Genomic DNA, 16,473 nt, shown 5'->3' with positions numbered 1-16,473 from the left:
ACAGGATTGTGACAGTGATACTCCCATACACAGATGGAAAGCAGATGAGAACTATGAAGCTTTCGCCGGGAGAGCGGAGCTTCGGGGAGGGGTGGACATGAACGCGCACAGGCTGTTTCTAGCCGGCCTCGCATTGGCGTGCGTGCTGCTGTTGCCCGTAGCGACAACGGCGAAAGCCGGTTGCGGGACAAGCCCTGATCTCGACGAGCGATATTGCGACGCGGACAAGGACCACGTTGCCGATGCGCCGGCAGACCCTTCGAATTGGCGGGATCCGCAGACGCTCGTCTGGGCCTATGCTCCGATCGAGGAACCGGCCATCTATGCGAGCCTGTTCAAGGATTTCACCACCCATCTCGGTGCCTGTCTCGGCCGCCAGATCGTCTATTACCCGGTGCAATCGAGCAAGGCCGAGATCGAAGCCATGCGGTCCGGACGACTACATTTCGCGGGCTTCTCGACTGGACCGACGGTCGAGGCCGTCAACCGTGCCGGTGCCGTTCCCTTCGCCGCAAAAGGCATCGACAATGCGGTGCGCGGCTACAATCTGATTGCCATCGTTCGCGCCGACTCTCCGTTCAAGACCCTGTCCGATCTAAAGGGGCGGCGCGTGGCGCACGCGTCCGCGTTCTCGAACTCCGGGCACCTGGCGCCACGCGCGCTGTTCCCGGGCGAAGGCCTGAGCCCGGGGGAAGACTACGCGCCGATCATGTCCGGCGGCCATGACAAGTCCATTCTCGGCGTGATCTCGGGCGACTACGACATGGCGGCGGTCGCGTCTGACGTGCTGGAACGTCTGATTGAGCGGCGCATGGTCAAGCGCGAAGACCTGCGCGTCATATTCACCAGCGGCATCTTTCCGACGTCGTCCTTTGCCTATGCGCATGATCTCGCCCCACCGCTGGTCGCGGCGATGAAGCGGTGCTTCTTCGACTTTGAATTCACCCCGGAAATGAAGAGCGAGTTTCACGGCGACGAGCGCTTCCTTCCGATCCGCTACGATCGGGATTGGGCAAGCGTGCGCGAGGTCATCGACAAGGCCGGCGCTTCCACCTTCTGACCTCATCCCACAGCCCGACAGGATGCCGATGCGCCGTGTGCGCAGGCCCTGTCGCGCGCCTACCACAAACGTCACCGCAGGCCGGGCGAACCCGCCCGAGACTGCTGTGCGGCTTCCAACCCACGGGATTGCTATGCGAAACTTTGGCAAAGCCATTTACAATTACAGGGTCCACAACCAGGACCCCACCACGATGGTGGGCGTCGGTCTGGTCGTGCTGTTCGCCTATCTGATTGCCGCGCCCATCCTGCTTCTGCTTAAGGACGCGTTCTTCGTGCAGTTCGCCGACCAGGCCCGCTCCGGCCAATCGATGGGCGAGCTGACGCTTTACTATTTCAACCGCGTCTTCCTGTCGGTGATCGCCACCGACGTGTTCTGGCGGCCACTGCTCCATACCGCAACTATTGCCTTCGGCGCGATAGTGGTTGCGCTGGTGGTCGGGATCCCGATGGCCTGGCTGATCAGCCGCACGGACATGCCCGGAAAGAAGTGGTTCGCCACCGTTCTGATCATCCCCTACATGCTGCCGTCCTGGACATTTGCTCTTGCGTGGCAGACGCTCTTCAAGAACAGGACCACCGGCGGACAGCCGAGCTGGATGGAAGCGCTCGGCTTTGCCCCGCCGGACTGGCTCGCCTATGGAGCCTTGCCGATCACCCTTATCCTGGCGTTGCACTATACGCCCTTCGTCATCCTGCTGTTCGGCAATGCGTTGCGGCAGTTCGATTCGACGCTTGAGGATTCCGCCCGCGTCATCGGCGCCGGCAACGGCGTCATCGCCCGCAAGATCATTCTGCCTCTGATGCTGCCGTCGCTGGTTTCGGCCTGCGCGCTGATCTTCGCCAAATGTCTCGGTGATTTCGGCGTCGCCTATATCCTTGGTGTTCCCGTCGGCTACGACGTGTTGGCGACCTCGCTGTTTCGCGCCATCTCCACCAGTCAGACCGGAATGGGGGCGATCCTTGCGCTCACCATCGTCGTGCTCGGCACCATCTCGATTACGCTCGACATGTACCTGTTGAAGGAAGCACGCCGTTTCGTGGTCATCGGCTCGAAGGGTTCGATGAACCGCACGACGTCGCTTCGCGGGTACCGGCTGCCCGCAGCGGGGCTCGCCACGCTGGTCTTCCTGATCAGCGCCGTCGTTCCGTTGCTGGCGCTCGCCATGACCACGGTGATGAAGGTACCCGGCGTTTTTGCGCTCGACAACTTCACGCTCGCCTACTGGCTGGGCTCCGATCTCGGCACCACGGCGCTCAAACAGGGCATTCTCCTGACGCCCGAATTCTGGCAGGCAACTTGGAACACGCTCTGGATCGTCGGTTCGGCCGCCGCTGGCGCCGGCTTCCTCGGCCTGCTCGTCGGTTATGCCGTTACCCGCACATCCTCGACGATGATCGCCGCCTTCCTGCGGCAAGTGACGTTCCTGCCCTATCTCGTGCCGGGAATAGCCTTTGCCGCCGCCTATCTTTCGATGTTCGCGGTTCAAAGAGGGCCTGTGCCTGCACTTTACGGTACGCCGATCATTCTGGTGCTGGCGATCCTTGCCGACCAGATGCCCTTCGCCTCGCGTGCCGGCATCTCGGCCATGATGCAGCTCGGGCGCGACCCGGAAGAAGCGGCCCGGATTGCCGGTGCCGGCTGGTTCCGGCGGCTGGCATCGGTCGTCGTGCCGATCCAGAAGGGCGCGCTCGTCACAGGAATCCTGCTGCCCTTCATTTCCGGCATCAAGGGACTGAGCCTCGTCGTGGTGCTCGCCGTCCCCGGGACCGACGTGCTGACGACCTATGCGCTGCGGCTGGTCGACTACGGCTACGGCCAGGCGGCCAACGCCGTGGTGCTGATGATCTGCATCATTGCCTTCGTCGGCACGCTGATCGTCCAGAAACTCACAAAAAGCAAATTGTCCGACGGTTTGGGAGGCAAGTAATGTCAAACATCAGCATCCGCGATGTCAGAAAAAGCTACGGCAACACGGCACAGGCAGCTGTCGAGCGGCTGAGCATCGAGATACCGAAATCAGATTTCCTCTGCCTTCTCGGCCCGTCCGGCTGCGGCAAGACGACAACGCTACGCATGATCGCCGGCCTCGAGCACCCGACCGCAGGCCAGATTCACTTGGGTGACCGCACAATCGTGTCGGTCGACGAAGGCATCTACGTGCCGGCGGAAAAACGCGGCCTGGGCCTGGTCTTCCAAAACTATGCGCTGTGGCCGCACATGACGGTCGAACAGAACATCGAGTTCGGGCTGAAGCTGCGCAAGGTCGCCAAGGCTGAACGCGACGCGATCATCGGCGAGGTCCTGGAAAAACTCGCTATCGACCGTTACCGCACACGCCTGCCATCGCAGCTTTCCGGCGGCCAGCAGCAGCGCGTGGCGCTCGCCCGCATGCTGGCGCTCAAGCCCGACATCATCCTGCTCGACGAACCGCTGTCCAATCTCGACGCCAAGCTGCGCCTGGAAATGCGGGCGGAACTCAAGCGGATCCATCAGGAGCTCGGGTCCACCATCGTCTTCGTGACCCATGACCAGTGGGAGGCGATGACGCTTGCAACCACCATCGCCGTCATGAGCGAGGGCGAACTGCAGCAGCTCGGCACGCCTGACGACATCTACGAGCGCCCGGCCAACCGCTTCGTCGCCGAATTCGTCGGCAACCTGCCGATCAACATCATCGAACTCAGCAGCGAGCGATCCGGCGCGCTGGTCGCCTGGATGCAGGCCCACCTGGCCTCAAGGACATTGCCGCAGCCGGCGGCCTCCGTCGGCATCCGCCCGGAATCGGTTCGCCTGGCGCGCACCAAGGTGGAAGGCGCAAAGGAGGGCAAGGTCGTCGAAGTGGTGCCGACCGGCGGAAGCTGGATCGTCGAGCTCTCGGTCGACGGCGAACAGTTCTTTGCAATCGCGGGCGAGCTGCCCGAGGCGGCCCGGGGCGACACCGTGTTCTTCCATGTCGAGCCCCAGCACCTTCACATTTTCGATAACGCGGGTCGGCGTATCGCCGCCTGAAACGAAGCAATCCCATACCGACAGAGCAATTGACCGTAAGGAGGATAAAATGCTGTCAATACAAAAAGGAAGACTGCCAAGGTCCGTTCGCCGCGCCATTCTGGCCGGTGTGTCGCTGGTGGCGCTGGCCGCACCGGCGGCGGCGCAGGACGCAGCCGAGCTCGGCATTTCCGATGCCGACTACACCCTGGAAGCGCTGATCGAGGCGGCAAAAAAGGAAGGGCCGATCACCGTCGTTGATGCGACCGGCAAGATCGTTTCCATGGCCGAAAACTTCACGGCGAAGTACGGCATTCAGGCGACGGGCGTGAAGCTGAGCGGCCAGGATCAGCAGCAGGTCATCCTGCGCGAAGCCGTCGCAGGCAGCGTTCGCTCCGACGTCTTCAACATGAGCAACCTTCCGTCGGTCACCACGGAAATCATTGCGCAGGGCGCAGGTGTAAGCTGGATGCCGCCGGACCTCAAGGAGGTTGTGCCGGCCCAATACCAGACGCCCGCGATCACCAGCCTCAACCCGTGGGTTTGGGCGTACAACACCGACGTCCATGGCGACAAATGCCCGATCGACAACGTCTGGGCGCTGACGACGGAAGACTGGAAGGGCCGTGTCGCCATTCCCGATCCGCTGCTGCGCAACGAGACGATGTTCTGGTTCAACCAGATCGAAACCCACGATGACGACGCGATGCGCAAGGCCTATGAGGCCTTCTTCGGCAAGCCGCTCGAAACGAAAGAGGCAAGCGCAACGGCCGAATGGGTCAAGCGCCTTGCCAGGAACAAGCCGAGCGTGACCCGCAGCGATACGGATGTCGGCCCGATCATTGGTGCGGCCGGGCAGGAAAAACCCTTCATGGGCTTCCTCAGCTCCGCCATCTTCCGTGACGCGAAGAAGAACGGCTACGGCATGGGCATCTGCGCCGGCCTGAAGCCTTGGGTCGGCCAGCTGACCCCGCGCGTGGCGGTGATCGCTTCGGGCTCGAAGCATCCGAACGCAGCCAAGCTCTTCGTTCACTTCATGATGACGGAAGAGGGCATGGCGCCGCAGCTCGCCGACGGCAAGATCTCCTCCAACCAGGAAGCGAAAATTCCGAAGGAAGAGGCCTCGGGCGTCATCGACGTCGTGCATGAACTGCACGTCCCGCATTCCGAGACGTCGGAGGCCGACTTTGCCAAGCTGCAGGATTGGCAGGACTTCTGGATCGTCAATTCGCGATAAGCAAACCAACGTCGAACCTCGCCGGGGATTATTTTCCGTCCCCGGCGAAGTATTGCATGAAGGGAGAAACCCCTCGCGTCGGATGACCAGAGCGCGCATCACCCGGGCAGACGCCGGAGAACGTTTCCCGTTTTGGTGCATTTTTTGCGGAGAACCGGCGCACTGCATAAAGTTGTAGGTACCATCGAAATGGAAAATCCATAAACTCGCGCTAGACCGATCGTCATTCGTGAATCGGGAGCGAGGCATGCAAAGAGACGTGCAGTTCAACGGGCAGAAAGATTGGCGGATCGCGCGATATGCCATCGGCGGCATTGTTGGATTCGCCGTGCTCGCCCAGCTCCTGGTCTATCTCAGCCTGGTCGCCCTGGTCGACCAGCCTTATGCGGCTGCCATGGTCGGTGCCGCGCTAATCTCCCTGCTGATGGGCGTGCCACTGATCGTCGTGGCAGCGACGCAGTTTCGCCGGGCGCAGCGCCTGCGCAACCAGATCAATCATGTTGTCGCCCATGATGCCACGACGGGCTGCGTGACCGGTCGCGGGCTCGTACAGCAGGTCAATGGCCTCGAACGCCGCCGCCAAAGCGCCGGCGAGGAGCTGCATGGCGCGCTCATTCATCTGCGTATCAACAATCTCGATGACGTCGGCGCTGCTTTCGGCCCGGCCTGGAGCGAGGAGCTGCTGCAATTCGTCGCTTCGACGATCAGCACGTCCGTGCGTCGCGACGATATCGTCGCCCGGACGGGCCCAGCCAGTTTCGACGTCCTGCTCGTCGGCGCAACGGAGACGGATGCGGAACATGTCTCAAACCGCCTGACGACGGCGCTGTCGTCCGCCCATTTCTCTGCCGATGGCAGCAAGGTCGACCTCGAACTCAGCGTCGGCGGAGCTTTGTTCGATGGCAGTGTCGATCTGGAACGCTTGCGCCGGGCAGCTGCCTCCGAGACGGTCATGGTTGCCAGCGAGGGCACCCGGCCTGTCGATTTCGTCCGCCTGCCTTCGGCGTGAATGACTGGCGGTAACGTTGCTTGTGCCGGAGTCGTATGCAACGATCGCTCGCGGCGGCTGAGGGCCAGTTCGTTTGTCGCTTTAGGGTTGTGTTGCGCTGGGCCCCACTGTTGCAAAGGGTTGCCTGTCATCTGCAGTACTGTCGTGGAGCTTATTTCAATTCAATAGGTTACTGGAATCTTTCGGCGCAACACCGTTGTTCCATTTTTGCAACATAGCCGTGCGAAAGCTTGGGCCTATCAGGGACCACCCCAAAATTGGTCCCTGCTTTATATTACCTCTGTATTATCTGTCGATAAATAAGGCAGTTGTGACGTACGTTTGGATTAACCAGCATGTCGTACTGATTGCGAGGGGGATAGAGTTGAAAGTGGGGAAATTTATTGGAGGCGGGCTGCTTTCTATTCTGCTCGCGTCGACGGTGTTTGCGGGTGGTGCTGCGGAAGCGATGACGCTGAGGGAAGCGCTTCAGATTGCGATGGAATCGAATCCGGAAATCGGTCAGTCGATCGAAAACCGTGAGGCAATCGAATTCGAACTGCGGCAGGCGCGCGGTCTCTATCTGCCGAGCGTCGACGTCGAAGCATCGACTGGTGTGCGCCACCTCGAAGACAGCAGCCGTCGCCTTGCCTCGATCGAGAACGATCCGCTCTATCCTTCCGACGTCGGGCTGACCATCACGCAGAAGCTCTTTGATGGTGGTGGCCGTCGCGCCGAACTCGAGCGTCAAGCAGCGCGCGTCGATAGCGCCTCCTTCCGGGTGCTGGAGCGTTCCGAGACGATCGGCTTGCAGATCGTTCGCGAGTATTTCGAATATATTCTCCAGCAGCAGATCGTTGCGGAAGCGCGCAAGAACGTCGGCGTGCACCAGTCGATCTTGTCGGATATCAGTTCGTTGATTTCGGGCGGCGCTCTCACCGAGGCAGACCGTCAGCAGGCAAGCGAACGGCTGCTGGCGGCCAAGGCCCGCCTGCAGGAAGCGGAAGAGGCCTTCGATACGGTCAAGATCAGCTTCAACCGCCTGGTCGGACAGCCCCTCACCAATCCATCCATGCCGAAGTCGGTCGCCGGCGCGCTGCCGAAGACACTGGAGACGGCGATCGGCATTGCGCGCACCAACAATCCGCGGATCAAGGCTGCCGACTCCGACATCAATGTCGCGGACTCGCAGGTCAAGGCGGCACGCTCGAACATGCTGCCCGAAGTCTTCGCCGAGGGCCGCGTGCGCTCAGGCAACGATATCGACGGCTCGACCGGCAACACCTGGGACGCACAGGGCCGGATCGTCGCGAAGTGGAATCTCTATCGTGGCGGCATCGATGTCGCCAACGAGCAGGAGCAGATGCGCCGCGCAAGCGAACAGCGCCTGGTCTTCCATCAGGCGCACCGCGAGGTCGAGGAAGCCGTGCGCATCTCCTGGGAGCGCCGCGGCAGCCAGTACGACATCGCCCGCACGCTGAACCAGCAGGCGCAGATGAACGTGCAACTCGTCGAATCCTATCGCGAGCAGCTCAAGGTCGGCCAGCGTTCGCTGCTCGACGTGCTCGGCGCGCAGAATTCGCGTTTCAACGTCAGCGTTCTCGCAAAGACCGCGCAGTATGCCGCGCTTTTTGCCGAGTACCGGCTGCTGGCAGCAACAGGCCAGCTGCTGCCGACCATGAAGATCAAGGCGCCGGCGCAGGCGGAAGCCTATGCGCGCAATGAGTTCAATGTCCCGGATGCGCCGGCCACGGAAACCTATCGTCGTGTGCCGTCGCGCCAGACGAACGACTTGCCGCTCGACCTGTTGGCGCCGATCCGGCAGAAATGAATAGTCCTCGTCAGGGTGGACACAACCGGTGGTAATGCAAGGCATTGACAGGCATGTGCAGATTGGCCCGTCTCTGACCGGCTTTTCCGAGGCGTTCAAGGAGATTTGCATCTTCTTGAACCGCCCCTCGTCAGATAGTGTGCTCTATTCGGACGTGCCCTTCGATCCTCGGTTGCCGAGCGCCGAGGACGTCTCCCGTATTGCCGAGCGGGTCGGCCTGGAAACGGAGCTCGTTTCCGCGCGCGCGATCGGCAATCGTGATTTCGTCTACCCTCTGCTGCTGGTCTTTCGCGATGGCAGTGTCATGGCGCTTCTGGAAGAGGCGCCCGACGGCACGCTAAGCCTATCCAACAGACTGGCGGCGCCCAGCGAGATGCCGATCACACTGTCCGACCTTGACGTCGGCGGGCTCGCCTACGCCTTGTCGTTCTCGGCCACCTACCTCAACACCGCGACTGGCCGCGGCGTCGGCGAGGCGCGCAACATCGACCGCCGCCACTGGCTGACCGCCACGGTCAAGCCGTTCTGGCAGGCCTATGTGCAGGTCGCGATCGCCGCCTTCTTCATCAACGTGCTGGCGCTTGCAGCCCCGCTCTTCACGATGAACGTTTATGATCGCATCCTGCCGAACAAGGCTATCGCGACCCTCTGGGTGCTGGCGCTCGGGATCAGCACCGCCATTCTCTTCGACTTCCTTTTGAAGACTGTGCGTGCGGCGCTGATCGACTATGCCGGCCGCAAGGCGGACCTGAAACTCTCCTACATGCTGTTCGAGAAGATCCTGCATGCGACCATGGCGTCGCGACCGCCTTCGACCGGCGAATACGCCAACCGGGCGATGCAGTACGAATTCGTTCGGGAATTCTTCACGTCGAACACGCTCAGCACGATCATCGACAGTCTTTTCGTCTTCGTCTTCATCGCAGCCGTCTATGCGGTGGCGGGCTGGATCGCCATTATCCCGGCGGTCGCCTTCATCTTCAGTCTCCTGATCGGTTATGTCGCGCAATACAAGATCGGCAACCGCGTCGCCGCCGCGTCGAATGAATCGGCCCAGCGTCAGGCGCTGCTGGTCGAAACGATCAGTGCGATCGAGACGGTGAAGACGCTGCACTCGGAAAAGCAGTTGCTTCGCCGCTGGAACGAGCTCGCCAAGCATTCCTCGAACACGTCCGAGCAGATCAAGGAGATTTCCTCCTGGGCCTCGCATGCGACGCAGTTCGTGCAGCAGCTGGTCACGGTCTGCATCGTCGTTGCCGGCGCCTATGAATTTACCGAGGGCAAGATTTCATCCGGCGCGATCATTGCTGCCAGCATGCTTTCCGGCCGCGCCGTCGCGCCGCTCGGGCAGATCGCCATGACCCTGGCGCGACTGCGCCAGGCCATTCTGTCGCTGCGGATCCTCAATGCCGTGATGGAGCAGCCGGAGGACCGACCGGACACGATCGGCTTCGTCAACCGCGAGATCCGCAACGGCAGCATCACCTTTACGAATCTCGACTTTGCTTACCCGCAAACGGACCACAAGGTGGTCAGCGGTATGAACGTCACGATCAAAGCGGGCGAGCGCGTCGGCATCATCGGCCGCATCGGTTCGGGCAAGACGACAATCGGCCGCCTTCTGGCCGGTCTCTACGCGCCGAGCGCCGGACGCATCCTGCTCGATGGTGTCGATATTCGGCAGCTACACCCCTCCGTCGTCCGTTCGGCCGTCTCGTTCGTGTCGCAGAATTCCGACCTCTTTTCCGGGACCATCAAGGAAAACCTGCTGATGGCGAACCCGACCGCCAGCGACGAAGAGGTGGTTGCGGCAGCGAGACTGGCCGGCGTCGATGAGTTCGTCTCGCATCATCCGCGTGGTTATGACATGCCGGTCGGCGAACGCGGTTCCCAGCTTTCGGGTGGACAGCGCCAGGCGGTCGCCATTGCCCGGCTGCTACTGCGCAAGCCGAAGGTGGTGTTTCTGGACGAGCCATCCGGTGCGATGGACCTCGCCAGCGAGCGCGAGTTGATCAACAAGCTTTCCAATGTCTTCAGCGGCGACGTCACGCTTTTGATCTCAACGCACCGCCATAGCATGCTGAGCCTTGTCGACCGGCTGCTGGTTCTCGACCGAGGGCGCATCGTCGCCGACGGACCGAAGGCTGCCGTTATCGAGCAGTTGCAGCGACGTTCCGGTCCCGCCGGGCCGGCAGAAGGGACGGGGCTATGATCCACCCTTATCTAAATGACGATGAAGCAATGCCGGTCCCCGCGTTTCGGAGGGCGCCGAGATGACTGAGAAACCGCCGCTGGCCGCGCGCGCTGGACTGTTGGTGATCGGCCTTTTGATCAGTTCCTTCGTCGCCTGGGCGGCGATCGCCGAGGTCGACGAGATCGCCCGCGGCGAAGGCAAGGTCATTCCCGTCTCGAAAACGCAGATCATTCAATCGAGCGAGCCCGGTATCGTGCGCGAGATCGCCGTGCAGCCCGGCCAGGTCGTGCGCCGCGGCGACCTGATCCTGCGCCTCGATGATACGGCAAGCGGCTCGTCGCTCGGCGAGCTCGAAGCCAAGGCCCGCTCGCTGCGGGCGCAGATCGCACGGCTGGAACTCGAGGAGACCGGGGCCTACGACAGCAAGTACATCTGCCCCGAGGATATCGCCAAGGTTGCCCCGGCAATCTGCGCCAACGAGGAGCAGTTGCTTCAGGCCAAGGCCGGCAACTTCAACAACAAGCTGTCGGTGATGCAGGCCCGTGAGGGACAGCGCCAGCAGGAATTGGCGGAAGCGGAGGCCAACATCACCCGGCTGAGCGAGAGCATGCAGGTGACCGAGCGCGAGCAGGAGCTGCTCGCGCCGATGGGCAAGCGCAAGCTCGTCGCGCAGACCGAACTGCTTCGGGTCGAAAAGGAACTGACCGACACCAGAGGGCAGCTCGCACTCTGGAAGGAATCGGTCGGCAAACTCGAGGCGGCGCTCAGGGAGGCGTCGCTGCAGGTGACGGAGCTCTCGCTGCAACTGAAGCAGGAGGCGCTGGCCGAAAAAACCGAGGCGCTTTCGCAGCTTTCGGTGATCGATGAGACCATTCGCGGCGCCACAAGCCGCGTTGCCAATACCGACATTCGCTCGCCGGTCGATGGCATCATCAATACGCTCGATGTCAACACCGTCGGCGCCTATGTGACGCCCGGAGCGGTGATCGGCGGCGTCGTTCCGACGTCGGAGACGCTGCTTGTCGAGGCGCGGCTTTCTCCGCGGGATGTCGCCTTCGTTCGCACCGGACAGGCGGCGCTGATCAAGATTTCTGCCTATGATTTCTCGATCTATGGGGGGCTCGGCGGAATTGTCGAGACCGTCAGCGCTGACAGCCTCGTCGACCAGAACAGCGGTGAGACCTACTATCTCGTGCGCGTCAAAACCGACATGGCCGCCCTCGTGAAGGACGGGCGCGAATACGCGATCATGCCGGGCATGATTGCCTCGGTCGACATCATGACCGGCAAGAAGACGATTCTTGCCTACCTGATGAAGCCGATCAACAAGGCCCGCGAGGAAGCGCTGCGGGAGCGCTGACCGATGAACGAGACGCCGCCTCTGGCAGATGAAGAGGACATGAGTGCGCTTCGGTTCCGCGTCGTTACCGTCGGCGGTCAACGCCGCGGCATCAAGCTCGAGGAAATCTACTGGCACTGTCTGGGCGAGCTTGCCGCACGGAATGGCTGTCGGCTCGCCGATATCGTTGCGTCCTGCGAAAGGGAACTCGAAGGCGACGGCAATCTGACCGCACGTCTGCGCTATGTCGCGACCCGCCACCTTCGTGATCAGCTTGAGACGGCCAGAAAGCGCGGCAGCCTGGCGGCCGTCGCCAGCCAGGTACGCGCCAGCCCGTCGCCAGCTTTTGCGCTCACGGGCAGCAAGCACATCGTCGCCTACAACGCGGCCTTCCTCTCCTTCGTTCAGACGCGCGTATTGCGCTCCCAGCAGCCGCAGGCGGCGCGTGGCTTGAGGCTTTCGTTCGACGTTCAGTTCGTCGATCTGGTCCAGCGCTTGAAAGCGGCTCCGGGCGAGCCGCAGCCGGCGGGCTTCACCATCGGGGTGCAGGGGCAGGTTACGCGCGGCAAGCTCAATGCTGCACTCGCCCCGCTCGTGGATCAGGACGTGATCATCGGCTTCATTCTCGGTTGACTGAGTAGTGGTCGCTGCTAACCACAAGGCCGTCAGCCAAGTCGAGCCTGGCGGGCACAGTCAGCGAACGGCGATGCCTTCTCCGGGCATGACGTCGGCAAGCGGTGCGGCGGAGGCGACCTTGTCGCCGGTGCTCTTGATGCCGTGGATCCAGGAACGCTCGGCGCTGACCGAAAACAGCGGCTGATAGCTCGGCAAGGCGGTATCGAGCTTCACCTGGTCGCTGAGGTTATCGAGGATGAAGTGGCCCTGGCTCGTCGTGATCGCGAGGACCGCGTGATATAGGTTGCGCCTGACGTCACGCAGAACCACGATCGACATCGCCTCCGACGGCAGTCCCGCCGCCTTCAACGCGGCCATCTTCAAAATGGCATAGTCTTCGCAGTCGCCCTTGCCTCGGGCAAGAATTTCGTCCGGCGTCGCCCAATAATCCTTGGCCCCGTAGTTTTCCGCGTCCGGCTGGTAGCGAACGATCCGGTTCACAGTCCGGTTGATGCCGCTGATCTTCTGGCGAAAGGCAAGACCATCAGCGTTTTCGATCGCCTGGCCGAGAATGTCGCGGGCGGCGCAACCGCTCTTTTGTGCGCAATCGTTGAAGTCCGCAGCCACCACTGCCGGGTAGACGGTCTTCCACTTGCGGGCGACCGGGATCGCTGACACCCGGAACGCAACCGAGTGGAAAACGGCGGATGGTTCCGACTGAGCGGACGGCTGGGGCCGGAGATCTGGGCGGGTCGCCAGCGCCACTTGCTGCACGTTCTGGCGCCGGAGGGCTTCGGAAGCCTGCTTCGACCAGGTGTCGATGGTCTGCGTTGCGATGGCGGCGAGCGGGCTTGCCAGGCTCACCATCTGATGCAACAGGCCGGGGACGAGCACGGCCGGTTGGCCAGCCTGCGTGGGTGTCGTTGCGAAAAGCGACGCAAGGCCGATCGCGAAGACCGAAGTCTTCAGGTATTTCCTGCCGTGCTTCCAACGCGTCTTATTCATCGCCGTGTCTCTCGGTTTGTTGAGGACACTGTACGAACGAAAAGAAAAATGCCGGTAAAGCGGTATGTATTATTTAGAGTGTTTCGAAGAGATACGTTTTATCTAAAATTTTAGTCAAATTTTATACTTGTGTATTCTTTCGGCTCAAGCCGCTTCTATATCAAGGACGTCGTGGGCTTGCTGACCTTGCCGATGAGGACGGTGGCCGATCACATTCGCCTGTCTCGGAAAAGGCTTGCGCTGGCACCTGGCGAAATAGACGTCCACGTCATTGAACGACGCACGTTTTGCCGTGGCAGCATCAGCGGCGCTGATCCGAAAGCAGGGTTGGTTTCCGAACGATGACCAGAAATACTAAATTTGTACTAACGTCACCAATTTTGGGTATTAGCATAATATAGTATGCTGTTTTAGGTGAGGCTCTTCAGTGCCGATTGCGCTCTCGCAGGGTTGATGTTTTCGTCGCCCGCAAAGGTCGAGGGGTATTTCCATGGCAACCGAAGGCACCGCAATTTCCAACGACGCCGCAGCTCTGTCGGCAGAGGCAATCGAATTCCGCAACGCGCCCGACGGCAAGGCTGACCGCCTGGTTGCGCAGGCCGCTCCCGCAGGCGAGCCGGAACTCATCGACCCCGCGACGGGTGCCCCTGTGAAGGGCGCCGAAACCGTGCCCCAGACAGCGCCCATGCCGACGGAAATCAGCGCCGATGCTTCGAATATCGTGCATTTGCCTGCGGGCGCGTCGATCGAAAAGATCAAGGTCGTTGGCAACGATATCGTTTTGGAACAGCCTGACGGTTCCACGATCACCATTCACAACGCGGCATTGAAGGTCCCGACCTTCCTGATCGGTGACGCCGAAATCCCGCGCGAAACCCTCGTGGCGGTGCTCGGAGAAAACGGCATCAACGTCGCGGCCGGCCCGGACGGCAGCATCAGCGTCGTTTCGAACCAGAGCAGCGGCGGCGACTTCGCAGGGGCTAATGGCGATATCGGCGAGGCCGGACCGGTCATCAACTTGCTGGCGCCGACCGCGCTGCAGTTTCCGACGCTTGAGACGACCGAGCTTCTGCCGCCGACCCTCGATCCCAACGACGCACCGTCGATCATTCCCGACGGCAGCAGCGGCCCCGGCGGCATCTTTGTCAGCGACCGGCAGGTCGATGAAGCGGGCCTCGCCAGCGGTTCGCGCGCCGGTGACGGCAGCGCGTCGGTCAAGGGCATCTTCACCATTTCCGATCCGGATGGTGCCGGCGATATCGCCAGCCTGACGATCAACGGCCGGACCTTTCCCATCGGCGGCCTGGTCGGGCAGTCGGTTGCGGGCGAGTTCGGCGTGCTCACCATCACGGCCTACGATCCCGCGACCGGTGTTGCGCAGTATACCTATGAATTGACGAGCCCGGTCATCGGCTCAGGCGTCAATCCGGGCGCCAATGTCGAACAGGACCGGGATATCTTCACCCTGACGGTCACCGACGGTGACGGCGCGACCGGCACGGCCACGCTGCGTGTCGATATCGTTGACGACATTCCAGTGATCGGCATCACAAATCCAGAGACGGCGCAGGTTGCTGAGGGGCAGACACTGAACGGCAGCTGGACACTGACGGCAGGCGCTGACGGCGTCGGCACGGTGGACGTGACGGTTGGCAACACCACGCAAACGCTGACGTTGACCGCAGGCCAGAAGGTGGACTTCACGCTCGCCGAGGGTACGCTGACGGTCAATGCGGACAAGACCTGGTCGTTCACGGCAGCAAGCAATCTTAACAATGCCGGCGGTCTCGACGTGACGTTCTCGCTGTCGGCCAGGGACGGCGACAACGATACAACGAGCGACAGCCAGACGATCAAGGTGGTGGACGGCGCAGGTCCGTCGGTTGATCCGCTTGCCGCGTCCGCAGCGCTGACGCTCGATGACCAGAACCTTGCCAATGGCTCGACGCCGGTCGGTGGCGCCGAGACGAGCAGCGGCACGATTGGCTTTGTCGCGGGTTCGGATACGATCGCGACAATTGCGTTCGGTGACACCAGCGGGCTGACCAGCGTGCTGGTTTGGGACCGTATTTCCGATACCCAGATCATCGGCCGGGCCGGCGGTACGGCTGTCGTCACGCTCGACCTGGTTCGCGCAGGCGATAGCGCGACGGTGACGGCGACTTTGAACAGCAACTACGCCAGCCATTCCGATGACTTTGCAAACCTCGGTCAGGTCAAGGTGATCGCAACCGATACCGACGGAGACAGGGCCGAAGGCACGGTGACGATCGCGGTCTCTGACGACATGCCGGTCGCTGCCGCCGACACGGACAGCGTGTCCGAAGATGGCGCCGTCTTTGCAGATGGCAACGTGCTGACCGGTTCGGGAGGTGCGGATGAGAACGGCACGGACGGTGTCAAGGATATCGCAGGGGCAGACGGCGTATCGGTGACGTCCGTTTCATTCGGGAGCACAACAGGTCTGGTCGGCGGTTCGACGGCAGGTCAGTTCGGCACGTTGGTGCTGAATTCCGATGGCAGCTATACCTACACGCTCAACAACGCGACGGCCGGTGTGCAAAGTCTCGCCGCGGGCCAGATGGTGACGGATACGTTCACCTACGAGATCACTGACGGAGATGGTGATAGGTCGTCGACGACCGTCACAATCACAATCACCGGCACGAACGATGCCCCGGTCATCACGACAGGCCCGCAGAGCGGCAAGGTCGCGGAGATTGGCGACAATGCCGCTGGCGAGAACACGGTTACGCACACGCAGGGCGGCACGGTCGGCTTTTCCGACGTCGACACGCTGGACACCCACAGCGCCAGCTTCAAGGCGAACGGCGAAGGCTATCTCGGCAAGTTCGCGCTCGGGACGGTCGATCAGGCCGGTGACAAGGTTGGCTGGAATTTCGAGATTGCCGACAGCGTTCTCGACTCGCTTCAGGCCGGCCAGACGCTGACGCAGACCTACGACGTGACCATCAATGACGGTCACGGCGGCACGGCGATCCAGACCGTGACGATCGTGATCACCGGCACCAACGACGCACCGGTCATCACCTCGGGCGTGCAGAGCGGTGCGGTCACGGAGATCACCGACAAGGCGACGGGTGAGAACACGGTCACACACACGCAGGGCGGTGCGGTTGGCTTTAGCGATGTCGATACGCTCGACACGCACACCGCCAGCTTCAAGGCGAACGGCAACGGCTATCTCGGCAC

General features: G+C 61.9%; 11 protein-coding genes. 10 read left to right on the top strand and 1 reads right to left on the bottom strand.

Features of this window, described 5'->3' with window-relative positions; translation table 11 throughout:
- Positions 1–97: 97 nt before the first annotated feature.
- The 9 genes from phnD (at position 98) to IB262_RS29075 (ending at position 12,273) form a co-directional block, all read left to right on the top strand.
- Positions 98–1,060: a phosphate/phosphite/phosphonate ABC transporter substrate-binding protein gene (phnD, locus tag IB262_RS29115; RefSeq protein WP_112975329.1), complete on the top strand. Its 963-nt coding sequence runs from the start codon at positions 98–100 to the stop codon at positions 1,058–1,060.
- Between the two features lie 133 nt (positions 1,061–1,193).
- Positions 1,194–2,990 (top strand): iron ABC transporter permease, encoded by a 1,797-nt coding sequence (locus IB262_RS29110; protein ID WP_112975330.1) that lies wholly within the window; start codon positions 1,194–1,196, stop codon positions 2,988–2,990.
- Positions 2,990–4,072, top strand: a complete 1,083-nt coding sequence (locus IB262_RS29105; protein WP_112975331.1) for an ABC transporter ATP-binding protein — start codon at positions 2,990–2,992, stop codon at positions 4,070–4,072. Before IB262_RS29110 ends, IB262_RS29105 begins: the two co-directional genes overlap by 1 nt.
- A 49-nt stretch (positions 4,073–4,121) precedes the next feature.
- Positions 4,122–5,288 carry an ABC transporter substrate-binding protein gene (locus IB262_RS29100; protein ID WP_112975332.1) on the top strand — a complete coding sequence of 389 codons (1,167 nt, stop codon included), beginning with the start codon at positions 4,122–4,124 and terminating at the stop codon, positions 5,286–5,288.
- 247 nt (positions 5,289–5,535) lie between these two features.
- On the top strand, positions 5,536–6,297 hold the full coding sequence (locus IB262_RS29095; RefSeq protein ID WP_089045778.1) for a GGDEF domain-containing protein: 762 nt from the start codon (positions 5,536–5,538) through the stop codon (positions 6,295–6,297).
- Between the two features lie 448 nt (positions 6,298–6,745).
- On the top strand, positions 6,746–8,107 hold the full coding sequence (locus IB262_RS29090; protein WP_082566420.1) for a TolC family outer membrane protein: 1,362 nt from the start codon (positions 6,746–6,748) through the stop codon (positions 8,105–8,107).
- Positions 8,108–8,141: 34 nt separating this feature from the next.
- Positions 8,142–10,319 (top strand): type I secretion system permease/ATPase, encoded by a 2,178-nt coding sequence (locus IB262_RS29085; RefSeq protein ID WP_112975333.1) that lies wholly within the window; start codon positions 8,142–8,144, stop codon positions 10,317–10,319.
- Between the two features lie 61 nt (positions 10,320–10,380).
- Positions 10,381–11,661 (top strand): HlyD family type I secretion periplasmic adaptor subunit, encoded by a 1,281-nt coding sequence (locus IB262_RS29080; protein WP_060516593.1) that lies wholly within the window; start codon positions 10,381–10,383, stop codon positions 11,659–11,661.
- 3 nt (positions 11,662–11,664) lie between these two features.
- Entirely contained in the window at positions 11,665–12,273 is a 609-nt protein-coding gene (locus IB262_RS29075) for a ribbon-helix-helix domain-containing protein (RefSeq protein WP_034794673.1), read from the top strand.
- A gap of 60 nt (positions 12,274–12,333) precedes the next feature.
- Here the strand turns inward: IB262_RS29075 and IB262_RS29070 are convergent, their stop codons facing one another.
- Complete coding sequence (locus IB262_RS29070; protein ID WP_246802741.1) at positions 12,334–13,260, bottom strand: transglutaminase-like cysteine peptidase; 927 nt, start codon at positions 13,258–13,260, stop codon at positions 12,334–12,336.
- Between the two features lie 490 nt (positions 13,261–13,750).
- On the opposite strand from IB262_RS29070, the gene IB262_RS29065 reads away from it, so the two are divergent.
- The coding region (locus IB262_RS29065; RefSeq protein WP_210333368.1) for a VCBS domain-containing protein at positions 13,751–16,473 on the top strand (2,723 nt) is incomplete at its 3' end.

It is taken from the genome of Ensifer sp. ENS02 (genome assembly GCF_014851885.1).
Lineage (GTDB): Bacteria > Pseudomonadota > Alphaproteobacteria > Rhizobiales > Rhizobiaceae > Ensifer > Ensifer adhaerens.
This window is presented reverse-complemented; position numbering and strand designations above follow the sequence as displayed.

Coding starts and splice junctions, on each gene's coding strand:
- IB262_RS29110 (WP_112975330.1), top strand. CDS start 1,194: ATGCGAAACTTTGGCAAAGCCATTTACAATTACAGGGTCCACAACCAG.
- IB262_RS29070 (WP_246802741.1), bottom strand. CDS start 13,260: ATGAATAAGACGCGTTGGAAGCACGGCAGGAAATACCTGAAGACTTCG.
- IB262_RS29080 (WP_060516593.1), top strand. CDS start 10,381: ATGACTGAGAAACCGCCGCTGGCCGCGCGCGCTGGACTGTTGGTGATC.
- IB262_RS29090 (WP_082566420.1), top strand. CDS start 6,746: ATGACGCTGAGGGAAGCGCTTCAGATTGCGATGGAATCGAATCCGGAA.
- phnD (WP_112975329.1), top strand. CDS start 98: ATGAACGCGCACAGGCTGTTTCTAGCCGGCCTCGCATTGGCGTGCGTG.
- IB262_RS29085 (WP_112975333.1), top strand. CDS start 8,142: ATGCAAGGCATTGACAGGCATGTGCAGATTGGCCCGTCTCTGACCGGC.
- IB262_RS29100 (WP_112975332.1), top strand. CDS start 4,122: ATGCTGTCAATACAAAAAGGAAGACTGCCAAGGTCCGTTCGCCGCGCC.
- IB262_RS29075 (WP_034794673.1), top strand. CDS start 11,665: ATGAACGAGACGCCGCCTCTGGCAGATGAAGAGGACATGAGTGCGCTT.
- IB262_RS29095 (WP_089045778.1), top strand. CDS start 5,536: ATGCAAAGAGACGTGCAGTTCAACGGGCAGAAAGATTGGCGGATCGCG.
- IB262_RS29105 (WP_112975331.1), top strand. CDS start 2,990: ATGTCAAACATCAGCATCCGCGATGTCAGAAAAAGCTACGGCAACACG.